Annotated in this window: 22 protein-coding genes; 3 read left to right on the plus strand and 19 right to left on the minus strand. The window is 65.2% G+C overall.

Translation table 11 applies throughout. The features are described from left to right. From ACPV3N_RS13260 to ACPV3N_RS13275, 4 genes are all read right to left on the minus strand, one after another. Positions 1 to 734: hypothetical protein (locus tag ACPV3N_RS13260; RefSeq protein ID WP_440118563.1), on the minus strand; the 734-nt coding region annotated here is incomplete at its 3' end. 369 nt (positions 735 to 1103) lie between these two features. Beyond that, positions 1104 to 1439, minus strand: a complete 336-nt coding sequence (locus ACPV3N_RS13265; protein ID WP_440118565.1) for a hypothetical protein — start codon at positions 1437 to 1439, stop codon at positions 1104 to 1106. 21 nt (positions 1440 to 1460) lie between these two features. Then, positions 1461 to 1643 (minus strand): hypothetical protein, encoded by a 183-nt coding sequence (locus tag ACPV3N_RS13270; RefSeq protein WP_440118567.1) that lies wholly within the window; start codon positions 1641 to 1643, stop codon positions 1461 to 1463. Between the two features lie 68 nt (positions 1644 to 1711). Further along, positions 1712 to 3718 (minus strand): putative bifunctional diguanylate cyclase/phosphodiesterase, encoded by a 2007-nt coding sequence (locus ACPV3N_RS13275; protein ID WP_440118569.1) that lies wholly within the window; start codon positions 3716 to 3718, stop codon positions 1712 to 1714. A gap of 529 nt (positions 3719 to 4247) precedes the next feature. Here ACPV3N_RS13275 and ACPV3N_RS13280 point away from each other — a divergent pair. Further along, positions 4248 to 4640, plus strand: a complete 393-nt coding sequence (locus ACPV3N_RS13280) for a helix-turn-helix domain-containing protein (RefSeq protein WP_440118571.1) — start codon at positions 4248 to 4250, stop codon at positions 4638 to 4640. Between the two features lie 118 nt (positions 4641 to 4758). Here the strand turns inward: ACPV3N_RS13280 and ACPV3N_RS13285 are convergent, their stop codons facing one another. Continuing rightward, positions 4759 to 5283: a PilZ domain-containing protein gene (locus ACPV3N_RS13285; protein WP_440118573.1), complete on the minus strand. Its 525-nt coding sequence runs from the start codon at positions 5281 to 5283 to the stop codon at positions 4759 to 4761. Positions 5284 to 5470: 187 nt separating this feature from the next. Between ACPV3N_RS13285 and ACPV3N_RS13290 the strand changes: the two genes are divergently transcribed. Beyond that, positions 5471 to 5935: a hypothetical protein gene (locus ACPV3N_RS13290; RefSeq protein WP_440118575.1), complete on the plus strand. Its 465-nt coding sequence runs from the start codon at positions 5471 to 5473 to the stop codon at positions 5933 to 5935. A 242-nt stretch (positions 5936 to 6177) separates the two neighbouring features. Here the strand turns inward: ACPV3N_RS13290 and rfbD are convergent, their stop codons facing one another. The 14 genes from rfbD to ACPV3N_RS13360 form a co-directional block, all read right to left on the minus strand. Then, a complete protein-coding gene (gene rfbD / locus ACPV3N_RS13295; RefSeq protein ID WP_440118577.1) occupies positions 6178 to 7035 on the minus strand; it encodes a dTDP-4-dehydrorhamnose reductase in 858 nt (285 codons plus the stop codon). A gap of 82 nt (positions 7036 to 7117) precedes the next feature. Next, positions 7118 to 7690, minus strand: coding sequence for a hypothetical protein (locus tag ACPV3N_RS13300; RefSeq protein ID WP_440118579.1), 573 nt, complete (start codon positions 7688 to 7690; stop codon positions 7118 to 7120). A 33-nt stretch (positions 7691 to 7723) separates the two neighbouring features. Continuing rightward, complete coding sequence (locus tag ACPV3N_RS13305; RefSeq protein WP_440118581.1) at positions 7724 to 7987, minus strand: hypothetical protein; 264 nt, start codon at positions 7985 to 7987, stop codon at positions 7724 to 7726. Between the two features lie 13 nt (positions 7988 to 8000). Then, complete coding sequence (tssH, locus tag ACPV3N_RS13310) at positions 8001 to 10661, minus strand: type VI secretion system ATPase TssH (protein WP_440118583.1); 2661 nt, start codon at positions 10659 to 10661, stop codon at positions 8001 to 8003. Further along, positions 10658 to 11689 carry a type VI secretion system baseplate subunit TssG gene (gene tssG, locus ACPV3N_RS13315; RefSeq protein ID WP_440118585.1) on the minus strand — a complete coding sequence of 344 codons (1032 nt, stop codon included), beginning with the start codon at positions 11687 to 11689 and terminating at the stop codon, positions 10658 to 10660. Before tssG ends, tssH begins: the two co-directional genes overlap by 4 nt. Next, positions 11653 to 13509 carry a type VI secretion system baseplate subunit TssF gene (gene tssF / locus ACPV3N_RS13320; protein ID WP_440118587.1) on the minus strand — a complete coding sequence of 619 codons (1857 nt, stop codon included), beginning with the start codon at positions 13507 to 13509 and terminating at the stop codon, positions 11653 to 11655. The genes tssG and tssF overlap by 37 nt, the downstream gene beginning before the upstream one ends. Then, entirely contained in the window at positions 13509 to 14039 is a 531-nt protein-coding gene (gene tssE, locus ACPV3N_RS13325) for a type VI secretion system baseplate subunit TssE (RefSeq protein WP_440118589.1), read from the minus strand. The genes tssF and tssE overlap by 1 nt, the downstream gene beginning before the upstream one ends. Before the next feature lie 2 nt (positions 14040 to 14041). Further along, on the minus strand, positions 14042 to 14833 hold the full coding sequence (locus ACPV3N_RS13330; protein ID WP_440118591.1) for a type VI secretion system accessory protein TagJ: 792 nt from the start codon (positions 14831 to 14833) through the stop codon (positions 14042 to 14044). Positions 14834 to 14861: 28 nt separating this feature from the next. Continuing rightward, the gene (locus ACPV3N_RS13335) at positions 14862 to 15344 is read right to left on the minus strand and encodes an Hcp family type VI secretion system effector (protein ID WP_440118593.1); all 483 of its coding nucleotides are present in this window, start codon (positions 15342 to 15344) and stop codon (positions 14862 to 14864) included. A gap of 47 nt (positions 15345 to 15391) precedes the next feature. Next, the gene (gene tssC, locus ACPV3N_RS13340; protein ID WP_440118595.1) at positions 15392 to 16879 is read right to left on the minus strand and encodes a type VI secretion system contractile sheath large subunit; all 1488 of its coding nucleotides are present in this window, start codon (positions 16877 to 16879) and stop codon (positions 15392 to 15394) included. Between the two features lie 55 nt (positions 16880 to 16934). After that, positions 16935 to 17468 (minus strand): type VI secretion system contractile sheath small subunit, encoded by a 534-nt coding sequence (tssB, locus tag ACPV3N_RS13345; protein ID WP_440118597.1) that lies wholly within the window; start codon positions 17466 to 17468, stop codon positions 16935 to 16937. 74 nt (positions 17469 to 17542) lie between these two features. Further along, complete coding sequence (locus ACPV3N_RS13350) at positions 17543 to 18586, minus strand: type VI secretion system protein TssA (RefSeq protein WP_440118599.1); 1044 nt, start codon at positions 18584 to 18586, stop codon at positions 17543 to 17545. 27 nt (positions 18587 to 18613) lie between these two features. Further along, positions 18614 to 19381 carry an OmpA family protein gene (locus tag ACPV3N_RS13355; RefSeq protein WP_440118601.1) on the minus strand — a complete coding sequence of 256 codons (768 nt, stop codon included), beginning with the start codon at positions 19379 to 19381 and terminating at the stop codon, positions 18614 to 18616. Between the two features lie 262 nt (positions 19382 to 19643). Beyond that, complete coding sequence (locus tag ACPV3N_RS13360) at positions 19644 to 20363, minus strand: OmpA family protein (protein WP_440118603.1); 720 nt, start codon at positions 20361 to 20363, stop codon at positions 19644 to 19646. 220 nt (positions 20364 to 20583) lie between these two features. Here ACPV3N_RS13360 and ACPV3N_RS13365 point away from each other — a divergent pair, with 220 nt between their 5' ends. After that, entirely contained in the window at positions 20584 to 22572 is a 1989-nt protein-coding gene (locus ACPV3N_RS13365) for a type VI secretion system Vgr family protein (RefSeq protein WP_440118605.1), read from the plus strand. The last annotated feature ends 29 nt before the right edge of the window (positions 22573 to 22601 follow it).

Here is a 22601-nt window from a genome sequence, read left to right on the forward strand (position 1 = left end):
CCCCCCGTGATCGCCCAGGTCACCGCCTTGTCGGCGGTCAGCGTGGTCACCGCGGTCTGGTTCTCGTTCACCGAGATCGCCGAGGCGGTCGCCCCCGCACCGCCCGACGGACCGGTGATCACCGGCGGCGTGGCGTTCGGGAAATACTGGTTGAGCGCGCCGATCGCCGCACCGGCGTTGGCGCTTCCATCGAGACCATCGGGGAGACCCGAAGACAGGTTGTAGGAACTTTGAGGGAATTGGAGAATGTAGGTCTTCGAGGCGCCGGCTGACGGCGTATATCCATCGTTAACCGTCACGCCCGATCCGATCGTGAGGCCGATCCAGTCGTACTGCCCACCCCCGGCATTCTTCACCCAGTTGATCGCGGCGGGAAAAGTTTGCGTTGAACCATTGGTAAACCGGATCGTCGCGGTCACCGTAGTGTCGTTGCCCTGCGAGCCGCCCCACTGTCCATTGCTGGAGCCCTGACTAATCGAGATGCTCGTGATATTGAGCGATGAAAACAGCATCGCTCGGCTCGTCCCGTTGGGATTGTTGGTGTACTCGGCGATGGCCCCGCGTGAAAAGGTCGCGGTGACCGTCGACTGCGCTTGCGCGGGCGCGGACATCAGCGAGGCCACGCCGACCGATGCGAGGCAGCGCACGGCCAGCGGCAGGCCGCGCACGACCGCCGCGTTGAAGGTGAGCAGGAGGGATGCGCGAGCAGGCGCGGGTCGGACGAGAGATGTCATTTGCAAACGGCCCCAATTCTTGGATGCGCCGCTATTTTAAGAAATGACGGTTAACAAACTTGAAAATTATCAAACGAGCTGTTGGGCGCCGTCGCCTCGCTCTCGGGCCGTGGTTCTAAAAACGACCATACCCTGACTATGGATAACCAGAAATGGTTACCAAAAGCACGGGTCCCGTGGGTGCGCAGAAATTGCGTCGGAGTGCCCGCTCACTTTGGGTCATTGGGTCCGGATCGACAATTTGGGTCCCCACGCGGCCCACAATGACTTGTGGGTCGCGCGCTTATATGGATTGCCGAGCGGGCTGCAGCCCTGAACAGCTTGTCGTACAGATCAGGCACCGGCCGCACCGTCAGGGCCCGGTCCCAATCACCCCTTGCCCGCGCCGAGCCGTCCCCTGCGCGCAAGCAGGAACAGCACGGATGGCCAGAACAAGGTGTTGATGACATCAGCCGCCGAAAGGCTGTCCCATGCGTCGGGACCGACTGCATCAACGAGCTCGTTAGCGACCGCGAACACCGCGACTACCCCGAGCGGAAGCCAAGAACGCATGCGCCGCCGGGCAAGCAGCGCCGCGAGCACGAAGATCGCGAGCCCGGCATGGACGTGGAGAAGGTCGTCGCTCAGGCCAAGAGCGTGACCGAGGGTGTCCTTCGCGTTCGAGTAGACCTCGGCGTAACGGGGGAACTCACGGTCCAAGGGCATCTCGCTTTCTCCGCGCGCGGGTCATCTTGAGGCTGAAGGGAACAAGGATGTCGGTACGCTCGCGACCTCGGTGATCAGTTGATTGTCGTTGGCTGGATCAGAAATCAAATAAAGAGTGAGATCCTGGACGATCGCCACCTCCCGGCCGCGACTATCATTCAATCGACGGTGATTCTTGGTTGGCTTCTCCGCCATGCCGGTCATGACCGGCGAGCGCGCCAATCAGGCGGGCCACCTATCCTCGGCGGCATCCGGGCCGGCATGCGCTGGGGTCAGGACGCTGCAGCGCCGTTGAACCCACTCACCGGGCGAACGGTTGCACAGTCACCGCGCTCGCCGACCGCCAAGGCAAACCCCGAAGGAAACCGCGCGCGGAAAGTCTCGAACTCGACCGGTTCGCTGAGCAGGTTTCCCTGCACCCCGTCGCAGTTCGACGCGCGGACAACGATCAGCTGCTCGGGCGTCTCGATCATCTCGGCGACACAGCTCATCCCCATCGTGTGGCAAAGGTCGACCGTTGCCTTGAGCAGCATCCGGCAATGCCGCGAGGTCGCGATAGTGCGCACGAGCGAGCCGTCGAGCTTGACGACGTCGAACCGCATCTCGCGAAGGTACGTCAGCGACGCGTTGCCCGCGCCGAAGTCGTCGAGCGCAACGCGGGCGCCTGCACCCTGGAATCTCCGCAAGTTCTCTCGCGCGATGCCGAGGTCTGACAACAGCGCGGTCTCGGTCACCTCAAATTGCACGCGGGCGGGGCTGAGGCCTGCCCTGTGCATTATCCCGATTAACCGCTCACCGCTATCCGCCTCGCAAAGCTGGATCGCGCTGACGTTGAACGAAAGCACGAGGTCGGGAATCGTGGCAACGTCGAGACAGGCGCGCTCAAAGCAAGCCTCGCTGATCGCTGTGACCTCGCCGGTGCGCTCCGCGATCGGGATGAACTCGCTCGGACCCACCGCGCCGAGCTGGGGATCGGTCCACCGGGCGAGCGCCTCGAGTGCAACCACCCGGCCCCCTTCGCGTAGGCTGACGATCGGCTGATACGCGACCTCGACCGACCGCGCGACCGCGCCGCTGAGGACCAGCCGCTCGATCGCGCGGTGGCGCTCTTCGGCCTTTTCAAGCGCCGCGTCGAATACCTTGAATGACATGGAATCCGCTGCCTTGGCCACGTAAAGCGCGCGGTCCGCCTTGCCGAGGGCTTCCCCGGCGGGGATCGGCTCGCTCACCAGAACGAGACCACAGCTCGCGCCCGCACTCAGGCTGTGGTCACGGAAAATCACCGGTTTGCGCGCCGCTTTGCACAGGCGTTTCGCGAGGGCACGAGGGAGGGCCTCGTCGCCCCCCCCCGGTAGCAGGACGGCAAACTCGTCACCTCCCATCCGGGCGAGCAGTGCGGTCTCGCCGAGCGTTTCCTGCAGGTTTCGGGCGATGCCGTTAAGCAGGGCATCGCCCGCGGCATGGCCAAAGACATCGTTCACCGGTTTGAAGTCGTCGAGATCGAGCAGGAATAACGCGTAGCTGCCGTCTCCGCGCTTCCCTTCGGACCACGCCTCGAGTTCCTCGACAAAGGCCCGCCGGTTGGCCAGCCCGGTCAGCGGGTCCCTCCGCGCGATCGAAGCCGCGGTCTTTTCGGCATGGACCAGCTTGCGCTGTTCGCGCTCGAGCTCGAGCGTGTTTGCGACCATCCGGTCGGCCGTGCGGCTGTGGTGGACCGAGATGCGGCCGATTAGGACCGAGACCAGCAGGATGCAGATTCCCACGAGGTTGAGCGTCGCGTCGGGCGCGAGCGCCAGCCTGATCGCCAACGGTCCCGCGAGGAGAAACAGGGGGATAGCGGCGGCAACAGTATACCCGGTAAGCGCATAGGCACACCCGATTGCCGCAAACCCGCCGAAGAACCCCACTTGGAGCGCCAGCTCGGGGCGGACCCCGATCAAGTATTGGCCCCACAGCGAGAAACCCGCGCTGATGATCGCTGCGAACACCAGCGTCTGGCGCAACGCCTTGCGCTTCGCACCAAAACCGGGTGTCGTCCTCCTGAGCCGGATCCAGTGCCCGAGCCGGGCAACGATCAGCAGCGCCAGGATGGCGATCGCCGGGGACCAGCGGTCAAGCGCGGTCCCTGCCGTGAGGTACATGCCAAGGAAGTTGGCGATCGCGACGAGATAGAGCAGCGGAACGTTTTCGACGAGCGCATCGAACCGCGCGTGGGTCCGTGCATGCTCTTGGATAGGGGAGATATCCCCGCCCGGCGCCGATATGGTGACCCCTCTCATGGGGCTGTTTCTAGTAGATGATGGTTAAGGACGCGCTAACTCGCACAAACCCACAAGATTGGCAAAGGCGCGGTGCACATTGGGCGCCCAAGTAAGAACGATAAAGGGGCGACCCCGCCGGGCCGCCCCTCTCTTTGGACTCGGTCCATTTCTTGCACCCGCCACAAGCTGCAGGCCTATCGAAACGCCAACGGCACTGTCAGGGGATACTGTTCAGCGAGTGTTGAAGCGTTAGTGAGCTGATACACGCTGGCGATTGCCGCGCGATTTCCGAGGTTCTAGGGAAAACTGCGTAACTGGCTAGAGCGCCCCCCGCGCTCAGCGACGTCGGTTATCTAGGCAAACAGGGACTTTCGCGGCTTTCAGGAAGCTCAGGGGAGCGAGCGGTACCCATAGCTGATGCGTCCCAGGGCATACCGACCAGAGGCCCCTCTATAAATTAAAGCATATTAGAGCATAACCGGGATTGTGCTTGCTGAATGCAGCTTTAAGAGGACACCCTTCATTGTAATTGCAGGGTTGGTGTCCAGTGCAGTTAAAGACAGGGTCCGCCGATTCACTTGGAAGCCGCATTCAGCGGGCGCGTCAAGCGCGCGGGTGGTCTCTGCGTGAGCTCGGAGAGCGCGTGGGAGTTGCCAAGGTTAGCGTGTGGGCGTGGGAGAAAGATCACGCCCGTCCTCGATATCAGACCCTCGAGCGGATGTGTCAGGCCTTGGGCGTACCCGTCGCGGAACTGCTCGATTTCCCTGTACCTGCGGCTCTCTCGCTCGATCATATTCTTGCCGATTGCCGCGACCGCGTTGCGCGGGCGCTTGGTTTAGACGCGGCATGCATCGAGATTCAGGTCGTCGACAAGGCCGGGCGCGCGGTCCGCGGCGCGGATCTCCCGCCCGTTGTCCAGTCCGCGCCGCTCGAAAGCTGAAAGATCCGGGCGAAAACCTCAAGCCTCCCATCCGCTGTCGCATCTCCAGCCGATCAGGCCCGCTCCGGGAGATCTCGCAGCGCGCTGCATCGTGGTTCTGCTGGTTGTGGCCGCGCCATTACCTCGCGCGGCCAAACTGGAGACGGATGTGCTCGAGCACCGAGGGGTGCAGCGGCGCGTCGAAGAGCACGCCGACCGTCGGATCGCGGTTCCACCGCACTGTTGCCGGGATCGGCCCGACGGTCCCGATCTTGATCGTCAGGTGCGCCCCTCTCTCCATTCTCCGCCCCGAGTAGTCGTCGAAGCGGCACCCCGTCGCCGAGAGGTCCGCGATTATCGCTTCCCAACTGCCGCCGGACGTGAACACCCGCCCAACGATCGACACCGCGTGACGCTCGGCTGACCGCTCCTGGAGAGCTCGCTCTCTCTCGCCGCTGACCTCGCTCGTATGGGGTGACGGAGGTGGCGGAGGTGTTGGCGGCGTGCGATCGGTTTTCGCCTCGGGATGCCGCTCGTCGTAGAACGTAGTCACCGCCTCCCAAAACGCATCCTCTGCCCCGAGCCGGACCGCAGGCCGGCCGTCGAGGAAACACGCCCAGATCGCGCCCGCGCGGGCGACAAAGAAGGCGCTCTCTTCGCTCATGTGTGCCGCATTAGTGCGAGCGGACCGCGCAACGCAACCGCGTGGAATTGCGGGCCCACCACGTGTCTTGCGCTTCGACCGCATCCATTCTGGCTGGCCACTCGCGGGCCGTGCCCGTGAGAACCCTCCCCTTTCCCCCGTGTTAACCATGTTCTGGTAGGCGTCAGGGCAGAAAGGAGTGTGCAGCATGCCTACTCGCTGTCACATCGCGAGGAGCCGGATCCTCCGACCCTACGAGGCGCGCGTGCGCTTGGCGACGCGCCTGCGCGCGGCAGGCCTTGCCAGTTTCGCGCTTGCCGCGATCGGCGCGGCGCCCGTCTCGCGTCCCCACCACGACCCCGCCCCGCCGGCAATCGCGCTGGCCGGGCAACCGCGCGCAGGCAACGAACTGGGCAACAACCGGGCGGGCCCGCACTGCCTCGCCTCGCTCGCGGGGCCGCATGGCGCGGTCGGTGACGCGCTCGAACGCTCGGCTGCCGCGCAGCTTGCCTATGCGGTCCACCAGGTCAGCGGCGAGCCCGATGCCCTCGGGCGTTATCACCTGAGCGCTCTCTACTGGTCGGTCGGTCCCGCAGGTCGCCGCTGGCTAACGCAGGCCCAAGCGACCATCGACCCCGTGACCTGCGCGGTCGAAATCACCTCATCGCACTGAGATCCTACCTTCCTAAAGCGCGCACCGCCTCCCCACTAGCTGAGCGTGGTTCCTGTAACGGGCGCCCGAGCGAACTGAGTACTGCACATAGAGTTGAATTGCGGAGAGGCTCCGCGCCTCCCCGGTACCCACCTTTCACACGAAAGAACCCTTTCATCGTGATGGCCAACCAGCCTGAGCCATATCTCAGGGATGGAGCGAGCCAGGTGGTCCTTAGCACGGTTTGCGCTCAATCTTAGCCGTTAGCTCGCGTCCGCTACCTCGCGAAGATGCCGCCGGAGGTTCTCGCGCCAGTGGACCGCCTGCAGGCCCAGGAAACTTCGCGTTTCGCTAGAATCGAGCAGCGAGAACGCCGGGCGGGCCGCGGGGGTGGGAAACTCGCTCGTCGGGATCGGGTTGACCGGGACCGCGCGATCGAGCACGCCGAGCGCCAGCGCTTCTTCCTGGATCGCGAGCGCGAAATCGTACCAGCTGGCGACTCCCGCATCGCTCCAGTGCCACGTGTCCACCGCATCCCGCTCCACCAGCCCCCAGATCGCCTGCGCGAGGCCGCCGGTCCACGTCGGCGCGCCGATCTGGTCGCAGACGACGCGCACCTCGTCGCGCTCGCGCATCAGGCGAAGCATCGTGGTCACGAAGTTCGCCCCGCCCGCGCCGTGGACCCAGGCGGTGCGCACGACGATCGCCCGATCGCCTGCGGCAACCTCCCCCGCGGCCTTGGAGCGGCCATAGGCGGAGATCGGGTTGCGCGGATCGCCGGGCATCCATGCGCGCGGGCTGTCGCCGTCGAACACGAAATCGGTCGACACCTGCACCAGCCGGCCGCCGGTTCGGGCCAGCGCCTCGGCCATCGCCTCCACCGCGCCGGCATTGACCGCGTTGGCGAGGGCCTCCTCGCTCTCGGCGCGATCGACCGCGACATAGGCCCCGGCGTTGACGACGACGTCGGGCCGTACATCGGCCAGCGCGCGGGCGATAGCGGAGCGGTCGGCAAGATCGAACATGTCGCGGGTCGCCGGTATCACCTCGGCATCACGCGGGGCGCTGGCCAGGAGCGCGCGCCCGAGCTGCCCCGCCGCGCCGGTCACCAGAATCTTCATCGCCTGTGTCCGTCCTTCACCGGTTACTCAGCGCGCGCGGATGCACGATGCGGCGCGATCTTGCAAACGCCACTAGGCGCGCTCAGGCGGTGCGCCTGATCCGGTCCATCTCGTCGTGGACGAGGGCGCGCTCGATGCCGATCGTCTGTATGGTCTGGATCGCATCTGCCATTTTGCGGTCGATGGCGCGGAGCTGCATGGTCATTTCGCGCTGACCGCTCCCGACTAGGTTCGCCACGTCGATGAGGGCGATCGAATCCTGTGCAAGCCCGGCCAGGATCTTAACGCCGGGAACCATGTGTTTGAGCCCCTTGTTCTTGACCTGCTCGGCAGCGAACTCACCGATCTTGCCGGCGACATCGATCGCCATCTTCGCTTCGCTGGACTGGCCCCGCGTCCCCGACTTGGCCTTCTTGTCGTAGACGAACTTTGCAACCGCCTGGATCCAGGTCGCGGGCGAGGCGGGGGCGAAAGCATTAACGATGATGTTGAGCGGAACAAGCGCCGCGTTCGACAGCACGGCGGTGAGTCCCCATCCGTTAGCCCCTGCGATCGTCTTGACCAGTTCCTCCCGGGTCAGCTTCATGAGGTGCAAGCCCTCGCTGTATGCCATCTGGCGCCGCCGGAGCTTGTCGTCATATTTCGCGAGGTCCATCGCTGCTCTCCTGCTTGAGTGTGGCGTCCCGATTTACTTGTAGAGTTCCTTGAACGGGGTGAGGGCCTTGTAGGCGGCCGCCATCACGGTAGCCGTCCGGTCTTCCTTGAAATTGGTTCCGAATGCGTCGAGCGGCACTAGCAGCTTCACTTCGTCGCCGCTTTGGAAGACCCGGATCGACACGTGGGTGTTGTTCACATGCGCGATCCGCACGTCCTTTCCCGGAACGAGGCCGTTCTGCCGGTTACGCGGGGTATCGGCGACGGTGAACTTGTCGCCAACGATCAGCTTGGTCATCGCAGCCGCCTCCTTATCCGAACTCGTACTCGAACCGGCCGTCTCCCGCCTTCACCTCGATGCGTTCGATCCGGTCGCCGTCCATCTGCTTCTCGAGCAGCTGGACCGACATCTCGGGCAGCATCGTGTTGGTCAGGATGTTGTCGATCATGCGGCCGCCCGAGTCCGCGTCGGTGCAGCGGCTGACGATGAAGTCGACGACGTCGTCGCCATAGTCGAACGCGATCTTGTGATTGCCCTCGATGCGCTTCTTGATGCGATCGAGCTGGATGCGGATGATGCCCTTGAGCATGTCTGGCGACAGCGGCCAGTAGGCGAGCTGCACCGTGCGGCCAATCAGCGCGGGCGGGAACACCTTGAGCAGTTCGGGGCGTAGCGCGGCCGCCGCCGCCTCCGGCTCGGGCTTCAGCTCCTCGTCCGATGCCATGTCCATGATCAGGTCGGTGCCGACGTTGCTGGTCAGCAGAATGATCGTGTTCTTGAAGTCGATGTAGCGGCCCTCGGCATCGTTCATGAAGCCCTTGTCGAAGACCTGGAAGAACATCTCGTGAACGTCGGGGTGCGCCTTTTCGACCTCGTCGAGCAGGACCACCGAGTAGGGGCGCCGCCGCACCGCCTCGGTCAGCACCCCGCCCTGCCCATAGCCGACATAGCCCGCCGGCGCGCCCTTGAGGGTGGAGACCGTGTGCGCCTCCTGGAACTCGCTCATGTTGATGACGATCATCGATTCCTCGCCCGCGAACAGCAACTCGCTGAGCGCGACCGCGGTCTCGGTCTTGCCCACGCCCGAGGGGCCGCATAGCATGAACACGCCCACCGGCTTGTTCGGGTTGTCGAGCTTGGCGCGGCTGGTCTGGATGCGCTTGGCGATCGCGTCCATCGCGTGGTCCTGCCCGACGACGCGCTTCTTGAGCCGTTCCGCGAGGTCGAGGGTGGAGCGGATCTCGTCCTTGACCATGCGGCCCACCGGGATGCCGGTCCAGTCGGCGACGACCGCCGAAACCGCGTCGGCATCGACCACTCCGAACACCATCGGGTCGTCGCCCTGGGCTTCGTGCATCGCGTCGATCGCGGCGGTCAGGTCCGCCTTCAGCCTGTCCTCGTCTGCCCCGGCACCGTCCTCCGCAGCGCGCGCACCGGTCAGCGCCCGGCGCGCCTCGACCACCTTTTCGAGCGCGGCCTTCTCGGCGTCCCACTTGGCCTGCGCCTCGTCGAGCGCGGCCTTCGCCTCGTCGATCTCGTCGACGATCTTCTGGTGGCGGTCGTCCGACCGGTACTGCCCGCCCAGTTCGCGCTCGACCACCTCCCGCTCGACCTCGAGCAGTTCGAGCTTGCGCTTGCGGTCCTCGACCCGTGCCGGGGTGGCGTGCTGCGATACCGCGACGCGCGCGGCCGCGGTGTCGAGCAGGCTCACCGCCTTGTCGGGCAGCTGGCGCGCGGGGACGTAGCGCTGCGACAGCGTGACCGCCGCGTCGACCGCTTCGTCGAGCACGACGATGTCGTGGTGCGCCTCCATCATCGGGGCGACCGAGCGGATCATCTGGATCGCCTTGTCGCGGTCGGGCTCGCCGATGTCGACCGTCTGGAAGCGGCGGGTGAGCGCGGGGTCCTTCTCGAAGTACTGCCGGTATTCGGCATAGGTCGTCGCGCCGATCGTGCGCAGGTTGCCCCGCGCAAGCGCAGGCTTGAGGAGGTTGGCTGCATCGCCCGTGCCCGCCTGGCCGCCCGCGCCCACGAGGGTGTGGACCTCGTCGATGAACAGGATGATCGGGGTGGCCGAACCCTCCACCTCGTCGATCACCGCGCGCAGCCGTTTCTCGAACTCGCCCTTCACCGACGCACCGGCCTGCATCATGCCGATGTCGAGCGAGCGCAGCGTCACGCCCTGGAGCGCGGGCGGCACGTCGCCCTCGGCGAGCCGCTTGGCGAACCCCTCGACCACCGCGGTCTTGCCCACGCCCGCCTCGCCCACGAGGATCGGGTTGTTCTGCCGGCGCCGCAGCAGGATGTCGACGATCTGGCGGATCTCGGCGTCGCGACCGATGATGGTCTCGATCTTGCCGTCCCTTGCCGCCTGCGTGAGGTCGGTGGAGAACTTGGCGAGCGCGCTGCCCTCGCCCATTCCGCCCGCGCCCGGTGCGCCGGTGTCGCCGTCGGCCCCGCCGCCCACGGCCGCAGTCCCGGCGGTCTGGGTCTGTTCGGTCGAAGCCCTGGTCAGGCCCTCGAAATCGCTCGCCAGCCGGTTCGCGTCGATCTTGCGGAACTCGATACTGATCGCCAGCAGCGCGTTCTTGAGCGTCGGGGTCTTGAGCATGCCGTACAGCAGGTGGCCGGTGCGCACCTTGGCCGCCCCCCATTGGAGCGAGGCGTAGAGCCAGCCCTTCTCGATCGCTTCCTCGATCTGCGGCGAGAAGTCGGAAATCGCGCTCGCCCCCCGCGGAAGCTGGTCGAGCGCCGCGACCACATCGCGGGCAAGCTGCGCGTCGTCGATGTTGAACGCGGTGCGGATCGCCGCGATGTCGTTTTGCGCGTCCTGCAGCAGGATGTGCAGCCAGTGGACCAGTTCGACATAGGGGTTGCCGCGCATCTTGCAGAACCCCGTCGCCGTCTCGATCGCCTTGAGAGCGGTCGGGTCCAGGCGCCCGAACAGGGCTGAGCGGCTGATCTCGGTCATTGCGAACCTTTCCTGGATTTGAGCTTCATTGCGGACCGGCGCAGGTGAACGTCGCGCCGCATGTGGTCGGTGTCGGGACTGCCCACCCACGAGGACCAGCCGAGCCGGTGCTCTCCGTCCAGCCGGGCGGGGGCGACGCGCCCCTGCGCCAGGCACAGGGTCATGGTCCATTCAAGGTGGGAGGGAGTGAAGGCATCGAGCGCCTCGGCTGCGACCGGGAACAGGTCGCCCGCCGGCTGCATCCGGCGGAACTGGCCGATGTCGTTCGCGGTGATACGCGCCTCGAAACAGTCCGACGCCTGCAGCACCCTGCGGCCGAGGATCGCATCGCCGAGCCGGTGGTGCCTGACGCCGAGGCGGGTCCGGTCGTCGACCTCGATGTCGCGCCAGCGGGGCTGGAATTCGCGCACCTCGGTCTTCATGCCGAGCAGGTGCGTCATCCCGCCCTCGATCGCCCCAGCGCTTCGCCGCGACGCGAACAGCGCGGCATAATGCAGCCGGGCCTTCGCCGGAAACGCGGAGTCCTCGCCGGCGCCCTCGTTTGCGCCGGTCAGCCGCCCGACGTAGTCGGCGAAATGGTCGGCATCGGGCCGATCGGCCTCGACAGCCGGCTGCGATACTGCCCAGGCGCGGTAGAACAGCTGCAGGAACCGTTCGGCCAGCAGGTGCAGGAAATCCCCGAACGGCTGCTTCTTCGCATTTCTGCGCTCGAGCATGGCGTATTCGGTAATGTGGAGCGGCAGCGGCGACATCGGCCCCGTCAGCCCCAGCCAGAAACCCTCTGCGCTGCCCTTGCCCCCCTCGAGGTTGATCGCGTCGAGCGTCGGCGCGGGGTAGCGGACGTGGGGAATCTGTCTGAGGCCGATGATGTCCTGCGAGGGCAGCCGGCTGGCGCCCACGGGCGGCTTGTCGGGACTGCGGGCTGCTGCTCCGCGGACGAGCGCGAACAGGCTGAAGGAGCGCGGTGCCTCGGCGGCCCGGCGCAGGAAGGTCAGATAGCCTGACGTCTGCCGATCCGGGGCATCCATGCCGCGATCTCTCCCTGTAGCTTGGTGCGGAAATGCGCCTCCGTGAACGAGTTGACGATCGCAAACTCGCTCAGGAAGCGCTCGAGCACGGCCGTGAACATGAAGATCCGCGCCTGGTCGAAGGAGCTGTCGTCCAGCTCGATCTGGACCTTGATGCCGCGCGCCATCGCCATCCGGCCAAGGCCCGGCACGCGGCGGGTAATCGGCGTGCCCCGGGCAGTCAGGATGCCGTCGATTTGCGAGCGCATGACCGGGTCCTCGGGCCGCCCGTAGAGCGCAAGATGGTTGCGCAGGAGTTCCGCATCGCCCCCGTCCTCTGGCAACAGTGCGGCGTAGTTGGGCGTGATGTGCCCGATGACCCGCCAAGCCGCGTCGCCGATCCCCATGGGTGGCAGGGGGCGTGTGGGCGAGCGCACGACGCGGATCTGGCGCGCCGGGATGCCGGAGGCGTGAAGATGGTTGTCGCTCGCGAATTCGAGCAGTTCGGGAAGCTCGCGGTTGGTGACGAGCGCCCGGACCGAGAGGTCATGGATCGTGTCCAGCCGCTCGGCATCGCCGGGGCTGGTGATCGAGAGATAGGTCTCTGTCCCGGTGTAGTCCTCCCGCCGCCGCAGCCGCCGCTCCCGCCGCGACAGCCGCCGCATTCGCACCGTGGTGGTGTAGAACAGCGCGGACCGGTAATCGTACAGCAGCGAGCCGAACGCGAACAACGGCGCGACCACGCGCGGATCGCGGTTGTCCCGGTCGTAGGCCTTGACCTCGAGCAGGCGGAAGACTTCGAAATCAAGCGGGCCCTCGCGGTCGGGCACAACCTTGAACTCGTGCTCGGCCTGGCTGAACGGCACGCGGTTGAGCTGCTTTTCGAACAGGTTGATCGCCGGCGTTGCGAACAGCTTGAAGTTCCGCTCGCTGACCGACTGGACGAGCGCATCGGCCGAGCGGGAAAACAGGATCGTGACCTCGACCGCCTTGCTCGACATCGCCAGTGCCTTGCGAAGATTGCGCAAGCGCACGAACCGGAACCGTTCGGGGCAGGCGAAGTATTCGCTTAGGATGCGATAGGCGCCAAGCGTCCGCCCGTCGTTGGGCAGCAGCGCCTCGTCCTCATCGAACCCGTGCTGCAGGGGGGTGTCGAGCAGGACATGACGGTCGTCCTGGCTGTCGAGCGGCCGCGCCACCACGGCGACGGCCTCGCCGATCAACTGGCGATAGAGCTCGTTGGGGACGGCCTCGCTGCCGTCGAGGTAGATGTCGAGGTGATCGGCCTCGACGGTGGTCATGTCGATGCCCTCGAGAGGTTCGATCCGCAAGGTCAGCGCGGCCTGCGCCCTCACCCCCGCGCGCGCGGCGTGGCCGGCGGCTGCCGCGCGGCTGCCGACGTACTCCGCTGCCGCAATCCTGAGCGGCCAGATCGTGACTTCGTGCCCGGTTTCGAAGGTGACCGGCGTGCGGCTCGAGCCCGGCGGCTCGGCGGTAAGCTGTGTCCGGCGGGGAACCACGTGACCCGCCGCCAGCCCCGGGTCACCCGGCATCGGCTCGAACGCGGCGATGCATATCGATGGGGTCGGCGCGAGGTAATGCGGCTGTACTGCCTGAAGCAGATGCTGCGTGAACTCGGGAAACTGGTCGTCGATCTTGAGATGAACGCGGCTCGACAGGAACGCCACTCCTTCGAGCAGGCGCTCAACATAGGGGTCCGGTTCCGAACTGTTCAGTCCCAGTCGCCGCGCCGCAGTCTCGTGGCTTTCGGCAAAGACTTTCGACTGGGCGTGGAGGTATTCGAGCTCCGCCTCGTAATAGTCGAGCAGCCGGGGATCCATTATTCGCTCACCTCGACCGCGGATGTCTCGACATCGATATCGGTACGAAAGCGCACCGGCAGCGACTTGGGACCGCCGAGCACCTCGGCCTCGATGAAGAAGCTGACCTTGCCGGGCATGTCGGTATTGCGGACCGGCTCGACGCGCAGGGTGCGCGGGTTGAGCCGGGGTTCGAACCTGAGGATCGCGGCGCGGATTTCCCTCGCCTGTTCGCGGTCGTTGTTTGCGCCCGACGACCGGCCCGCGAAATCGCGGACGCCGAAATTGAGCACGGACTTCTGCACCCAGGGGTGTTTCGACAGATCCTGTGCCGATTCGAATGACAGCGTGTTGAGGAGCCAGGCGAGGTCCCGGCGGACGGTCGCGCGAAGCGCGGCTTCGGTGAACCGCTCGACGTTGGCCGGGGCAAAGTTGCGGAAATCCTCGCGCGAGACGGCGGGCGCTTCTTCGTCTGCACCGATGCCGGCAAGGTCGTTGCCGCTTACGAGCTTGTCGAACAGCGTCGGGGTAAGGCGGACCTTGACCGCCATGGTCACTCGTCTGCGAAGTCGATGCGGCGGACCGCCAGCAACGGACGCTCGGTCCCGTCCGACAGCACCAGGAGGCGTTGGCCCAGGCCGGCCTCTCCGGTTCCGGTCTCGATCCACGTGGTCGCCTGGCCCAGAGCGATCGCGGGGTCTTCCGCGTGCTCGGACCCGGGGTAGCGAACCGGAATGAACCCGGCGACCTTGACGCCCTGGCGCAGCGCGAACTCTGCCGGGACCCACACCGTGTCGCGCAGGTCCTGCGGCGGATGCACGACAAGCGACTCGAGCGCCGCGAACGGCATCAGGCCATAGCGGCCCGCGATTATGGCCTCGATGGTCGGGCCGAAGCGGGGGTCGGCATCCGCGACCCATTCGAATTCTGTCCCGTCGTCGAGCGTGCCCGCGCTGGCAGGGGCCGCATCGAAGGCAGCCGCCATCGCCTCCTCGGCCCCGGCGGCGCCGGACTGGCGCAGACGGAGAGCCTCGGCGAACCGGGAGCCCCATTCGACCCTGGCGAGCATCGCCGCCGGTTCCTGCCCCGCCATCACGGCGGCGCGCGTCGCCTCGGCATCGATGCATTGCGAATAGGCGACGGCGAGCATCTTGGCGGCGGGATCGAGCTTGCCCAGCGTGTCCGCCTGGCTTTTCGCCCGATCCCATTCGCCGGTGAGCGCACAGAGTTGAAACAGGAACATCCGCACCCGCGGGTCCCCGGGATTTGCCCTGACCTCGTCGATCAGCGCAGCCCGGGCCCCGCGGATGTCCCCACCCGCCAACAGTTCATCGACATTCGACACGCCGTTCCCCCGCCGTGGCGGGCCGGGATCAACCGGCCTTGTTGAGGAGGACGTCGAAGTAACCTTCGACCTTGCCCTTCGATGTGCCCTTCTCGTCGCGCTGATCGTAGATCTGGCGGATTTTCGCGTACGTCAGGCTGCCACTTTCATCGGCATCGGAGGCGGCCGAGAAGTTGTAGTTGTTCACCACCACGTTCTCGAGTTCGTAGACGAGGAAGTCGATCTTCTTGTCGTCGCCGACGTTCGTCTGGAACGAGATCTTCGCCTTGGGGATCACCTTGCCCGATGCGCAAGCCTTGAACAGGGCGACCGAGGTCTTGTCAGCCTCCTTGGTGAAGGCGATGTCGGCCATGCGGGCCTGGCCCTTGGAAACGGTGGACGAGGCGTTGTTGTAGGCAGATGAATTATGCGCCGAGAAACTGCACGAGCTGAGCTTGATCTCGTTCTTGTGGCCCTCGTCGGTCGCTTCCCCCTCGATGCCCTCGAGCTTCATGAAAACTGAAACAGCCATTACTGGTCTCCGTTAGCTGGTTTGGACGGTTTTCACGCCGCGCAGGATTATTCCTGCTTCGGCAGTCGCGACACCATGCTGACGCTCACATCCATCCCCTCCAGCTGGTGGTGGGGAACGAACAGGAAGCGGCTTCTGTAGTAGCCCGGATTCTCAGGGTCCGGCTCAACCTTCACCTCGGCGCGCTTGAGCGGCAAGCGGGCCTTGGTTTCTTCAGACGCGGATTCGGGATCCGCGGTCACGTACTGGTGCACCCAGTCGCTCAGTTCGGCCTCGAGCTGCGGCCCCTCGCGGGTTCCGCCCACCCAGTCGCGGACCATGCACTTGAGGTAATGCGCAAACCGGCAGCTGGCGAAGATGTACGGCAACCTGGCCGCGAGCCGTGCATTGGCGGTCGCGTCCGCGTTGTCGTATTTTGCCGGCTTGTGAACCGTCTGCGCGCCGATGAACGTCGCATCGGTCGTGTTCTTGCGGTGAATCAGCGGCATCAGCCCGAGCTCGCTCAACTCGGCCTCCCGCCGATCCGAGATGGCCACCTCGGTCGGGCACTTCTGGTCTACCCCGCCATCGTCGGTCGGGAAGGTCGACAGCGGCAGGTCCTTGACGGTGCCGCCGCTCTCCACGCCGCGGATCCGGGTGCACCAGCCGTATTCGCGGAATGCGGCGTTGATCCGCACGCCCATCGCGTAGGCCGAATTGATCCACAGGTGGTTGTCGTGATTTCCGTCGGTCGTCTCGGTAAACTCGAACTCCTCGATCGGGTTGTCGCGTGCGTCATAGGTCTGCCGGCCGAGGATGCGCGGCATGGTCAGCGCGAGGTACTTGCTGTCGTCCGATGCACGGAACGAATTCCACGCGGCATGTTCGGTGGTCGAGAACCGGTTCGCCAGGTCGCGCGGATCGGAGATCTCCGTCCAGTTATCCATGTTGAGAAGGTTCGAACTGGCCGCAGCGATGACCGGCGCGTGCGCGGCGGCGCCGATGCGGGCAAGGCCCTTCATGATCGCGAGATCGGCCGACGAGTGATCGAACTGCAGGTCGCAGATGAAGGCCCCGTAGGGTTCGCCGCCGAGCTGGCCGAACTCGTTCTCGTAGATCTTCTTGAACAGCGGACTCTGGTCCCAGGCCGCGCCGCGATACTGCTTGAACACCGTCGCCAGCTCGCCGCGGCTGATGTTCATCACGCGGATCTTGAGATCCTGCCCGGTTTCGCTGCCGGTGACGAGATAATCGAGCCCGCGCCACGCCGATTCGAGGTCCTGGAATTCCTTGTGGTGGAGGATCGCGTTGACCTGCTGCGACAGCTTGCGGTCGATTTCCGCCACCATCGAATCGACGGTGGAGAAGACGTCGTCGCCGATCCGCGTGGCATCCTGCAATGCCTGCTGGGCGAGCGTCGCGACTGCCGCCTGGATCTTGCTCTTGCCCTCTTCGTTCTTGGGCTTGAAGTCGCGCTGGATGAGCTCGGCGAAGTCGTCGATCGCGATCGATTCGGTTGCTGCTGCGCCAGCTTGCTGAAGCGGATCGGTAGCCATCATTTCCTCCGTGGATCACCGCTCGAAGCGGTGGTCAGATTTCGTTCGTTTCGCCTTACTCTGCCGCGGCGTCGCCTTGCGCCGTGGCCTGCTCCGCCTCTTCGGATTTCGCCGCGGTGAGCGCCTTCATCAGGTCCGGGTCCTTCAGGACCTTGTCGAGCAGCTCGGTGGCGTTCTGCTTGCCGTCCATGAGGACGAGAAGGTCGTTGAGCTGTTCGCGCGCCTCGAGCAGCTTCGCCAGTGCCGGCACCGATTTCGCGATATTGCCCGGGTCGAAATCGTCCATCTTCTTGAAGGTGAGGTCGACCGCCAACTTGCCCTCGCCCTCGATCTCGTTGTCGACGTAGAATGCCGCCCGGGGCGCGATTGCGGCCATGCGCTTGTCGAAGTTGTCGACGTCGAATTCGAGGAAATCGCGGTCCTTGAGGTCCTTCTTGGCGACTTCGCTCTTGCCCGAAAGGTCGCTCATGACGCCCATCACGAAAGGCAGTTCGACCGACTTGCGGGCACCGTAGGTCTCCACGTCATAGGAGATGTGCACTCGCGGCGCGCGATTGCGGCTGATGAACTTCTGACCTGAATCCGACACGTCAATTCCCCCAGTCAAAAAGCACGCGTTGCGCGCCGCCGGCAGGCCCGGAGGACCCGCCACCTCGTATCACTTCATTCCACGTTACGCCGTTCCAGCAAAACGTTTTTTGCGTCGTCCACGCTGTTCGGCACTATATCTTCCAGTATCGCCATGAAGTCCTTTGTCACCCAGCCGCGCAGCCGTGCGGAAGCGACCTTTACCGGGTGGCCCGGCTCGAACCGGGCATAATACTGCTCGATCTCGGTCAGCGCCCGCAGCACGTCCTCGCGCGAGCGTACCTTGCCGCTGAAGCCGGCCCCGTTGGCAACCGCGGGATCGCCCGAGACCATGCCGGCATCAACTCCATCCCCTGCAACGTCCGCAACCTCGCCGCCGCCGGTCTGCTGCGCCAATCCGGCCAGCGAAAGATAGGCGTCCTGGACCGCCTGGATGATATCACGGGTCGTGCTGAAGTCGGGGGCGCTGGCGCCGTCCGCGTGCTCCTTCATCGCCCGTTCGATGCGCGCAAGGGCATCGAGCAGGGCGACGAACCGGGCTGCCAGCGCCTGCTTGTGGGCCTCATCCAGCGAATCGAGCACCCGGCGCGCGGTCGCGAAGTGGTCGGATGCGCCTTCGTTTTCCGCCGCGTCGCGCAGTTGCTCTCCGGTGAGAGCCATGCGACCGTCACGCACGATCGCCATCTGGAGGAAAGGGATCCCGAACGCGCCGCGCTGGGCAAGGTTTTCGAATATGCCCGCGCGCCCCGGGTACCCCATCACCCCGTCGATCGGCGGGTTCACTGCCTCCCAGTACGATTCAAGGAGGCCAGCCGAGAACATCAGCCCCCGCTCGACCGTATCGAGGTCGCCGAGAACGAGACCGCAACGCGCATAGGATACGGCCAGGAACAGATCCTTGGTCTGATCCGAAAGCGCCTCGATCTCGTCACGCAGTTCCTCCCAGTCTACGGGTGCGGGTGCGGGCACGCCGTCATCCGGCTCGATGACCTTCGCGTCGAGCGGGAAGTTGATATCGAACGCGGTTCGCAGCCGGTCGAATTCGGCGCTCTCGTCCATGTCCGGGCCGGTCGGGGCGTCGCCCGCAATCGGCGCCAACAATTCATCCAGCGGTTTCACTGCGCCCCCCCCCGGCAATCGAGACCGTTACTTGATCTCCACCGCCTCGACGCGCCGGTTGACCGGGTTCGTCTTGTCGTACCCCTCGATCGGCTGGTCAGCGCCGTAACCCACTACCTCGATCCGCGAAGGATCGACCCCTGCCGCGAGCAGAGCCGCGCGCACCGAGGCCGCACGCTCCTGCGACAGCTTGCGGTTGAAGTCGGCATCGCCCGTCGAATCGGTGTGCCCTTCGATCCGGTACCGCTTGTCCATGCCCGACGCCGCGATGTCGGCGAGCGCCTTCGCGAAGCTCTTCACCTCGGAGGCCGATTCCTTGGTCAGCCGGGCCGAGTTGATGTCGAAAGTGATGAACAGCGGAGCGCGCCGAGCAAGCGAGGCGGGCACGTCGGCAGCCGTCGAACCCAGCGCAGCGACCGGATCCTTCGAAACCGGAGCAGCGCGGCCCGCGCCGGCTGACCGGATCGAGCGGCTGGCAGTCCGCGTGGCCTGCGCCCTGGGCGCCTCGCTCACCCTTGCCGGGGCGGCGGCCCTCGGCGTGGTCGATTGCGAACGGGACGCGGTGGAACCCTTGCTGGCAGCCTTGAGCGCGCCGATGGAAAGAAGACCGCGCGTTTCCACGTCGACAATCTCTTCCTTGTCGCGGCCCGCCTCTTCCGCGGCGAGTTCGCCGCACAGACCTGCGAGTTCACAGGCCAGTTCGGCCGCGCGCGCATCTTCCGCAGCGCTCGTCTGGGCTACGGCCGCAGCCGGCAGCAACGCGGCGATTGGGAGAACTAGGTACCAGGATTTCATCTTTCACCTCCAGAGCGGGGCGCGTGCGAAAAAAGCGGCCAACCCGCTTACACCGCCCCCGGACGCGACCTGATGCTTGGAAGGTTTATCCCTCTTGTCTGGCCCTGTGGTAACATTTTGTTAATGGGATGACAAGCAGCCCTGCTCGCGGCTGTACCGGAACGAGGCAGGCCAACCCGGGGCGGAGAAGCGGTGCGCTAGCGAACCCGCTGCGTCGGTGCACCGCCTTCGCCAGGCCGGCGCCGACCGCTCGACATGTCCGCTATCTTATCTCGACCGCCTCGACCCGCCGGTTGATCGGGTTGGCCTTGTCGTATCCCTCGACCGGTCTATCGGAACCGAAGCCGGCCACCTCGATCTGAGCCGGGTCGATACCCGCCGCTATCAGTCCCATCCGCACCGCGCCCGCCCGCTCTTCGGACAGCGTGCGATTGAGCCGCTCGTCGCCGGTCGCATCGGCGTGTCCTTCGATGCGGAACCGCTTCGTCTGCCCCGAAAGCGCAATCAGTTCGAGCGCCTTGGCGAAATCGCTGATTTCCCGTGCCGACTCCTGCGTCAGCCGTGCAGAGTTCAGCGGGAATGTCACGAAAAGCGGTGCCCGTGCGGCCAGCGCCGCAGGAATGGTCGCCGCACCGGCATCGACAGGGGTGCCGATTTCGCGCGGCGCGAGCTTGCGGGTGCGCTTCAGCCTGATCGGCTCTGCGGCACGGACGACGTTCCCGACACCGGCGCCGCGGGGCCGAGTAGCGGCCTTGATCGCGCCCACCGACAGGAGCCCGCGGGGAACGACGTTTTCAATGACGTCCTTTTCCCGCGCCTGCTCCTCGTCATATGCTTCGCCGCACAGGTCGCCGAGTTCACAGGCAAGTTGAGCGATACGCTCGTTCTCGGCGACCAGGTCCTGCGCGGACGCCGGGACAACCGTGGCAAGGGCCAATGCAGGGACGAGAGGCAGCGCGAGCGGCACAATCAGCGGTCTCATATCAGGTCTCCACGCCTAAACCGCCTGGGCGCGACGGTTGCCCGCAGCCCTTTCGGCGGCACGCGACCCGATTTACGAAGACCCGTCCTCTTGTCTGGCGTAAGAGTAACAAGTTGTTTACGACGGCACAAGCCGAACGCCCGACCGCTCGCGGGGGTTGCTCGGCCAACGAGAACAGATGGCTGGATCGTCGGGGCGCGAACGACGGGAGCAGACATAGATGGCCGACAATTTTCGCGAGACGAGACTCGCGATCGACCTGGGCGGGGAACAGGTCGAATTCGTCTCGCTGACAGCGCACGAATCGATTTCCGATCCCTTTCACATCGAGCTGCAGATCACGGCTCCGCTGGGCGAACTCGATCTGGCCCCCCACATCGGCGAGCCGGTGGGGGTTACGGTGTTCGAGGACAACACCGAGGTGCGCTACTTCAACGGACTCCTGGCCGAGGCCGTCTACCTGCGCGAGACCTCGGACGGGTTCTTCTACAACCTCTCGCTGCGTTCGTTTTTGCACTTCATGGCGAGCAGGTCGGGCTTCGCGATCTTTCAGGAAAAGACCGCGCTCGACATTCTCAAGGACGTCTTCGCATCGGCCGGCGTGACCGATTACGAATTCCGCACCTCGGCAACCTACGAACCGTTCGAATACTGCGTGCAGTACGGGGAGAGCGATTTCAATTTCATCTCCCGGATAATGGAGCAGGAAGGCCTCTACTACTTCTTCGAGCACACCGAATCGAAGCACACGATGGTGATCTGCGACAAGGCGAGCAACCACCGGGAGACGCCGGTCGGCGGGCTGGCCTTCAATCCCACCGCCGAAGCGAGCCAGTCGTACAGGGTGTCGAGCGACTGGGGCGACAAGCACTATCTCAAGAGCTGGACCGAGCGCGTGTCGAGCAGCGCGCACGACCGCGTTACCTTGCGCGATTTCGATTTCAAGAAACCGACCAGGCCGGTCCAGGGCGAGGCCACCGACGAGACCAGGCACCCGAAGGACGAGGTCGAGCTCTACGGGTATCCCGGGACGTTCGTCGAGTCCGCCCGCGGCAACCGGTTGAGCAAGGCGCGGCTCGAGCAGCTGCGCGCGGAGCGCCGAACCTATACCGCCGAGGCAACGGCGAAGGGCCTGACGGTGGGATCGACCTTCACCTTGTCGCAGCATCCCAATACGCGTTTCAATGCCGAATACATGATCGTGGCGACGACGCATTCGCTCCAGTCGCAAAGCTACCGTTCGGGAACCTCGCAACTCGACGAGGACCGCGTCCACCTGGTCGCAATCCCCGCCCAGACCCAGTATCGCCCGGCTCTCAGGACACCCAAGCCGCGTGTGGTCGGCCTGGAATCGGCGATCGTCACCGGGCCGAAGGGCGAGACGATCTTCACCGACGAGTACGGCCGGATAAAGGTGCGCTTCCACTGGGACCGCACCAACACGCCGGACGAAAAGTCGACCTGCTGGATCCGCGTCTCCCAGACCGGCGGCCTGGGCAACAACATCCTGCCCCGTGTGGGCCATGAAGTGCTCGTCGACTTTCTCCATGGCGACCCCGACAGGCCGGTGGTCACCGGGCGGGTGTTCAACAAGGAGCACATGCCGATTTACCCGCTCCCGGCGAACAAGACGATCGCGCTCTGGCGCACGCTCACCTACGGCAAGCAGGGCTCCTATCCCGAGACCGAGAAGCTCGACACGGGCGAGCCGAAGGCGAATGAACTTCGCTTCGAGGACAAGGGCGGACAGGAAGAGGTCTTTCTACACGCCGAGCGTAACATGAACGTGCGCGTCCGCTTCGATTCCTCGGCCCACGTCGGACACGACGAGGAGCTAAAGGTGGGTCGCAACCGCCAGCGCTACGTCAAGAAGGACGAGAAGGTCACCATCGACGGCAACAAGACCTACGTTCTCAAGCTCAACGAGAAGAACGAGATAACGCAGGGCAGCCGCACGACGGTGATCAAGCAGGGCAACGACGACCTGACGATCAAACAGGGAAACCTCACGATCAAGGCGAGCATGGGCAAGGTGCTCATCGAGGCCATGCAGTCGATCGAACTCAAGGTGGGGTCGACGTCGCTCAAGCTGACGCCGGCCAACGCCACCCTGACGTCCCCGATGATCAAGGTCGATGGCAAGGCGATGACTGAGGTAAAGGCGGGCGGGATCCTCACGGAGCAAGCCGCGCTCATCAAGATCAATTGACGCAGAGGCCGCCGACAGTGCAGGTTCCC

It is taken from the genome of Tsuneonella sediminis, assembly GCF_051912845.1.
GTDB classification, from domain to species: domain Bacteria; phylum Pseudomonadota; class Alphaproteobacteria; order Sphingomonadales; family Sphingomonadaceae; genus Tsuneonella; species Tsuneonella sediminis.

What these genes read in the sequence shown, in the direction of transcription:
- ACPV3N_RS13265 (WP_440118565.1), bottom strand. Translation starts at nt 1,439, where the DNA reads ATGCCCTTGGACCGTGAGTTCCCCCGTTACGCCGAGGTCTACTCGAAC.
- ACPV3N_RS13270 (WP_440118567.1), bottom strand. Translation starts at nt 1,643, where the DNA reads ATGACCGGCATGGCGGAGAAGCCAACCAAGAATCACCGTCGATTGAAT.
- ACPV3N_RS13275 (WP_440118569.1), bottom strand. Translation starts at nt 3,718, where the DNA reads ATGAGAGGGGTCACCATATCGGCGCCGGGCGGGGATATCTCCCCTATC.
- ACPV3N_RS13285 (WP_440118573.1), bottom strand. Translation starts at nt 5,283, where the DNA reads ATGAGCGAAGAGAGCGCCTTCTTTGTCGCCCGCGCGGGCGCGATCTGG.
- ACPV3N_RS13290 (WP_440118575.1), top strand. Translation starts at nt 5,471, where the DNA reads ATGCCTACTCGCTGTCACATCGCGAGGAGCCGGATCCTCCGACCCTAC.
- rfbD (WP_440118577.1), bottom strand. Translation starts at nt 7,035, where the DNA reads ATGAAGATTCTGGTGACCGGCGCGGCGGGGCAGCTCGGGCGCGCGCTC.
- ACPV3N_RS13300 (WP_440118579.1), bottom strand. Translation starts at nt 7,690, where the DNA reads ATGGACCTCGCGAAATATGACGACAAGCTCCGGCGGCGCCAGATGGCA.
- ACPV3N_RS13305 (WP_440118581.1), bottom strand. Translation starts at nt 7,987, where the DNA reads ATGACCAAGCTGATCGTTGGCGACAAGTTCACCGTCGCCGATACCCCG.
- tssH (WP_440118583.1), bottom strand. Translation starts at nt 10,661, where the DNA reads ATGACCGAGATCAGCCGCTCAGCCCTGTTCGGGCGCCTGGACCCGACC.
- tssG (WP_440118585.1), bottom strand. Translation starts at nt 11,689, where the DNA reads ATGGATGCCCCGGATCGGCAGACGTCAGGCTATCTGACCTTCCTGCGC.
- tssF (WP_440118587.1), bottom strand. Translation starts at nt 13,509, where the DNA reads ATGGATCCCCGGCTGCTCGACTATTACGAGGCGGAGCTCGAATACCTC.
- tssE (WP_440118589.1), bottom strand. Translation starts at nt 14,039, where the DNA reads ATGGCGGTCAAGGTCCGCCTTACCCCGACGCTGTTCGACAAGCTCGTA.
- ACPV3N_RS13335 (WP_440118593.1), bottom strand. Translation starts at nt 15,344, where the DNA reads ATGGCTGTTTCAGTTTTCATGAAGCTCGAGGGCATCGAGGGGGAAGCG.
- tssC (WP_440118595.1), bottom strand. Translation starts at nt 16,879, where the DNA reads ATGGCTACCGATCCGCTTCAGCAAGCTGGCGCAGCAGCAACCGAATCG.
- ACPV3N_RS13355 (WP_440118601.1), bottom strand. Translation starts at nt 19,381, where the DNA reads ATGAAATCCTGGTACCTAGTTCTCCCAATCGCCGCGTTGCTGCCGGCT.
- ACPV3N_RS13360 (WP_440118603.1), bottom strand. Translation starts at nt 20,363, where the DNA reads ATGAGACCGCTGATTGTGCCGCTCGCGCTGCCTCTCGTCCCTGCATTG.
- ACPV3N_RS13365 (WP_440118605.1), top strand. Translation starts at nt 20,584, where the DNA reads ATGGCCGACAATTTTCGCGAGACGAGACTCGCGATCGACCTGGGCGGG.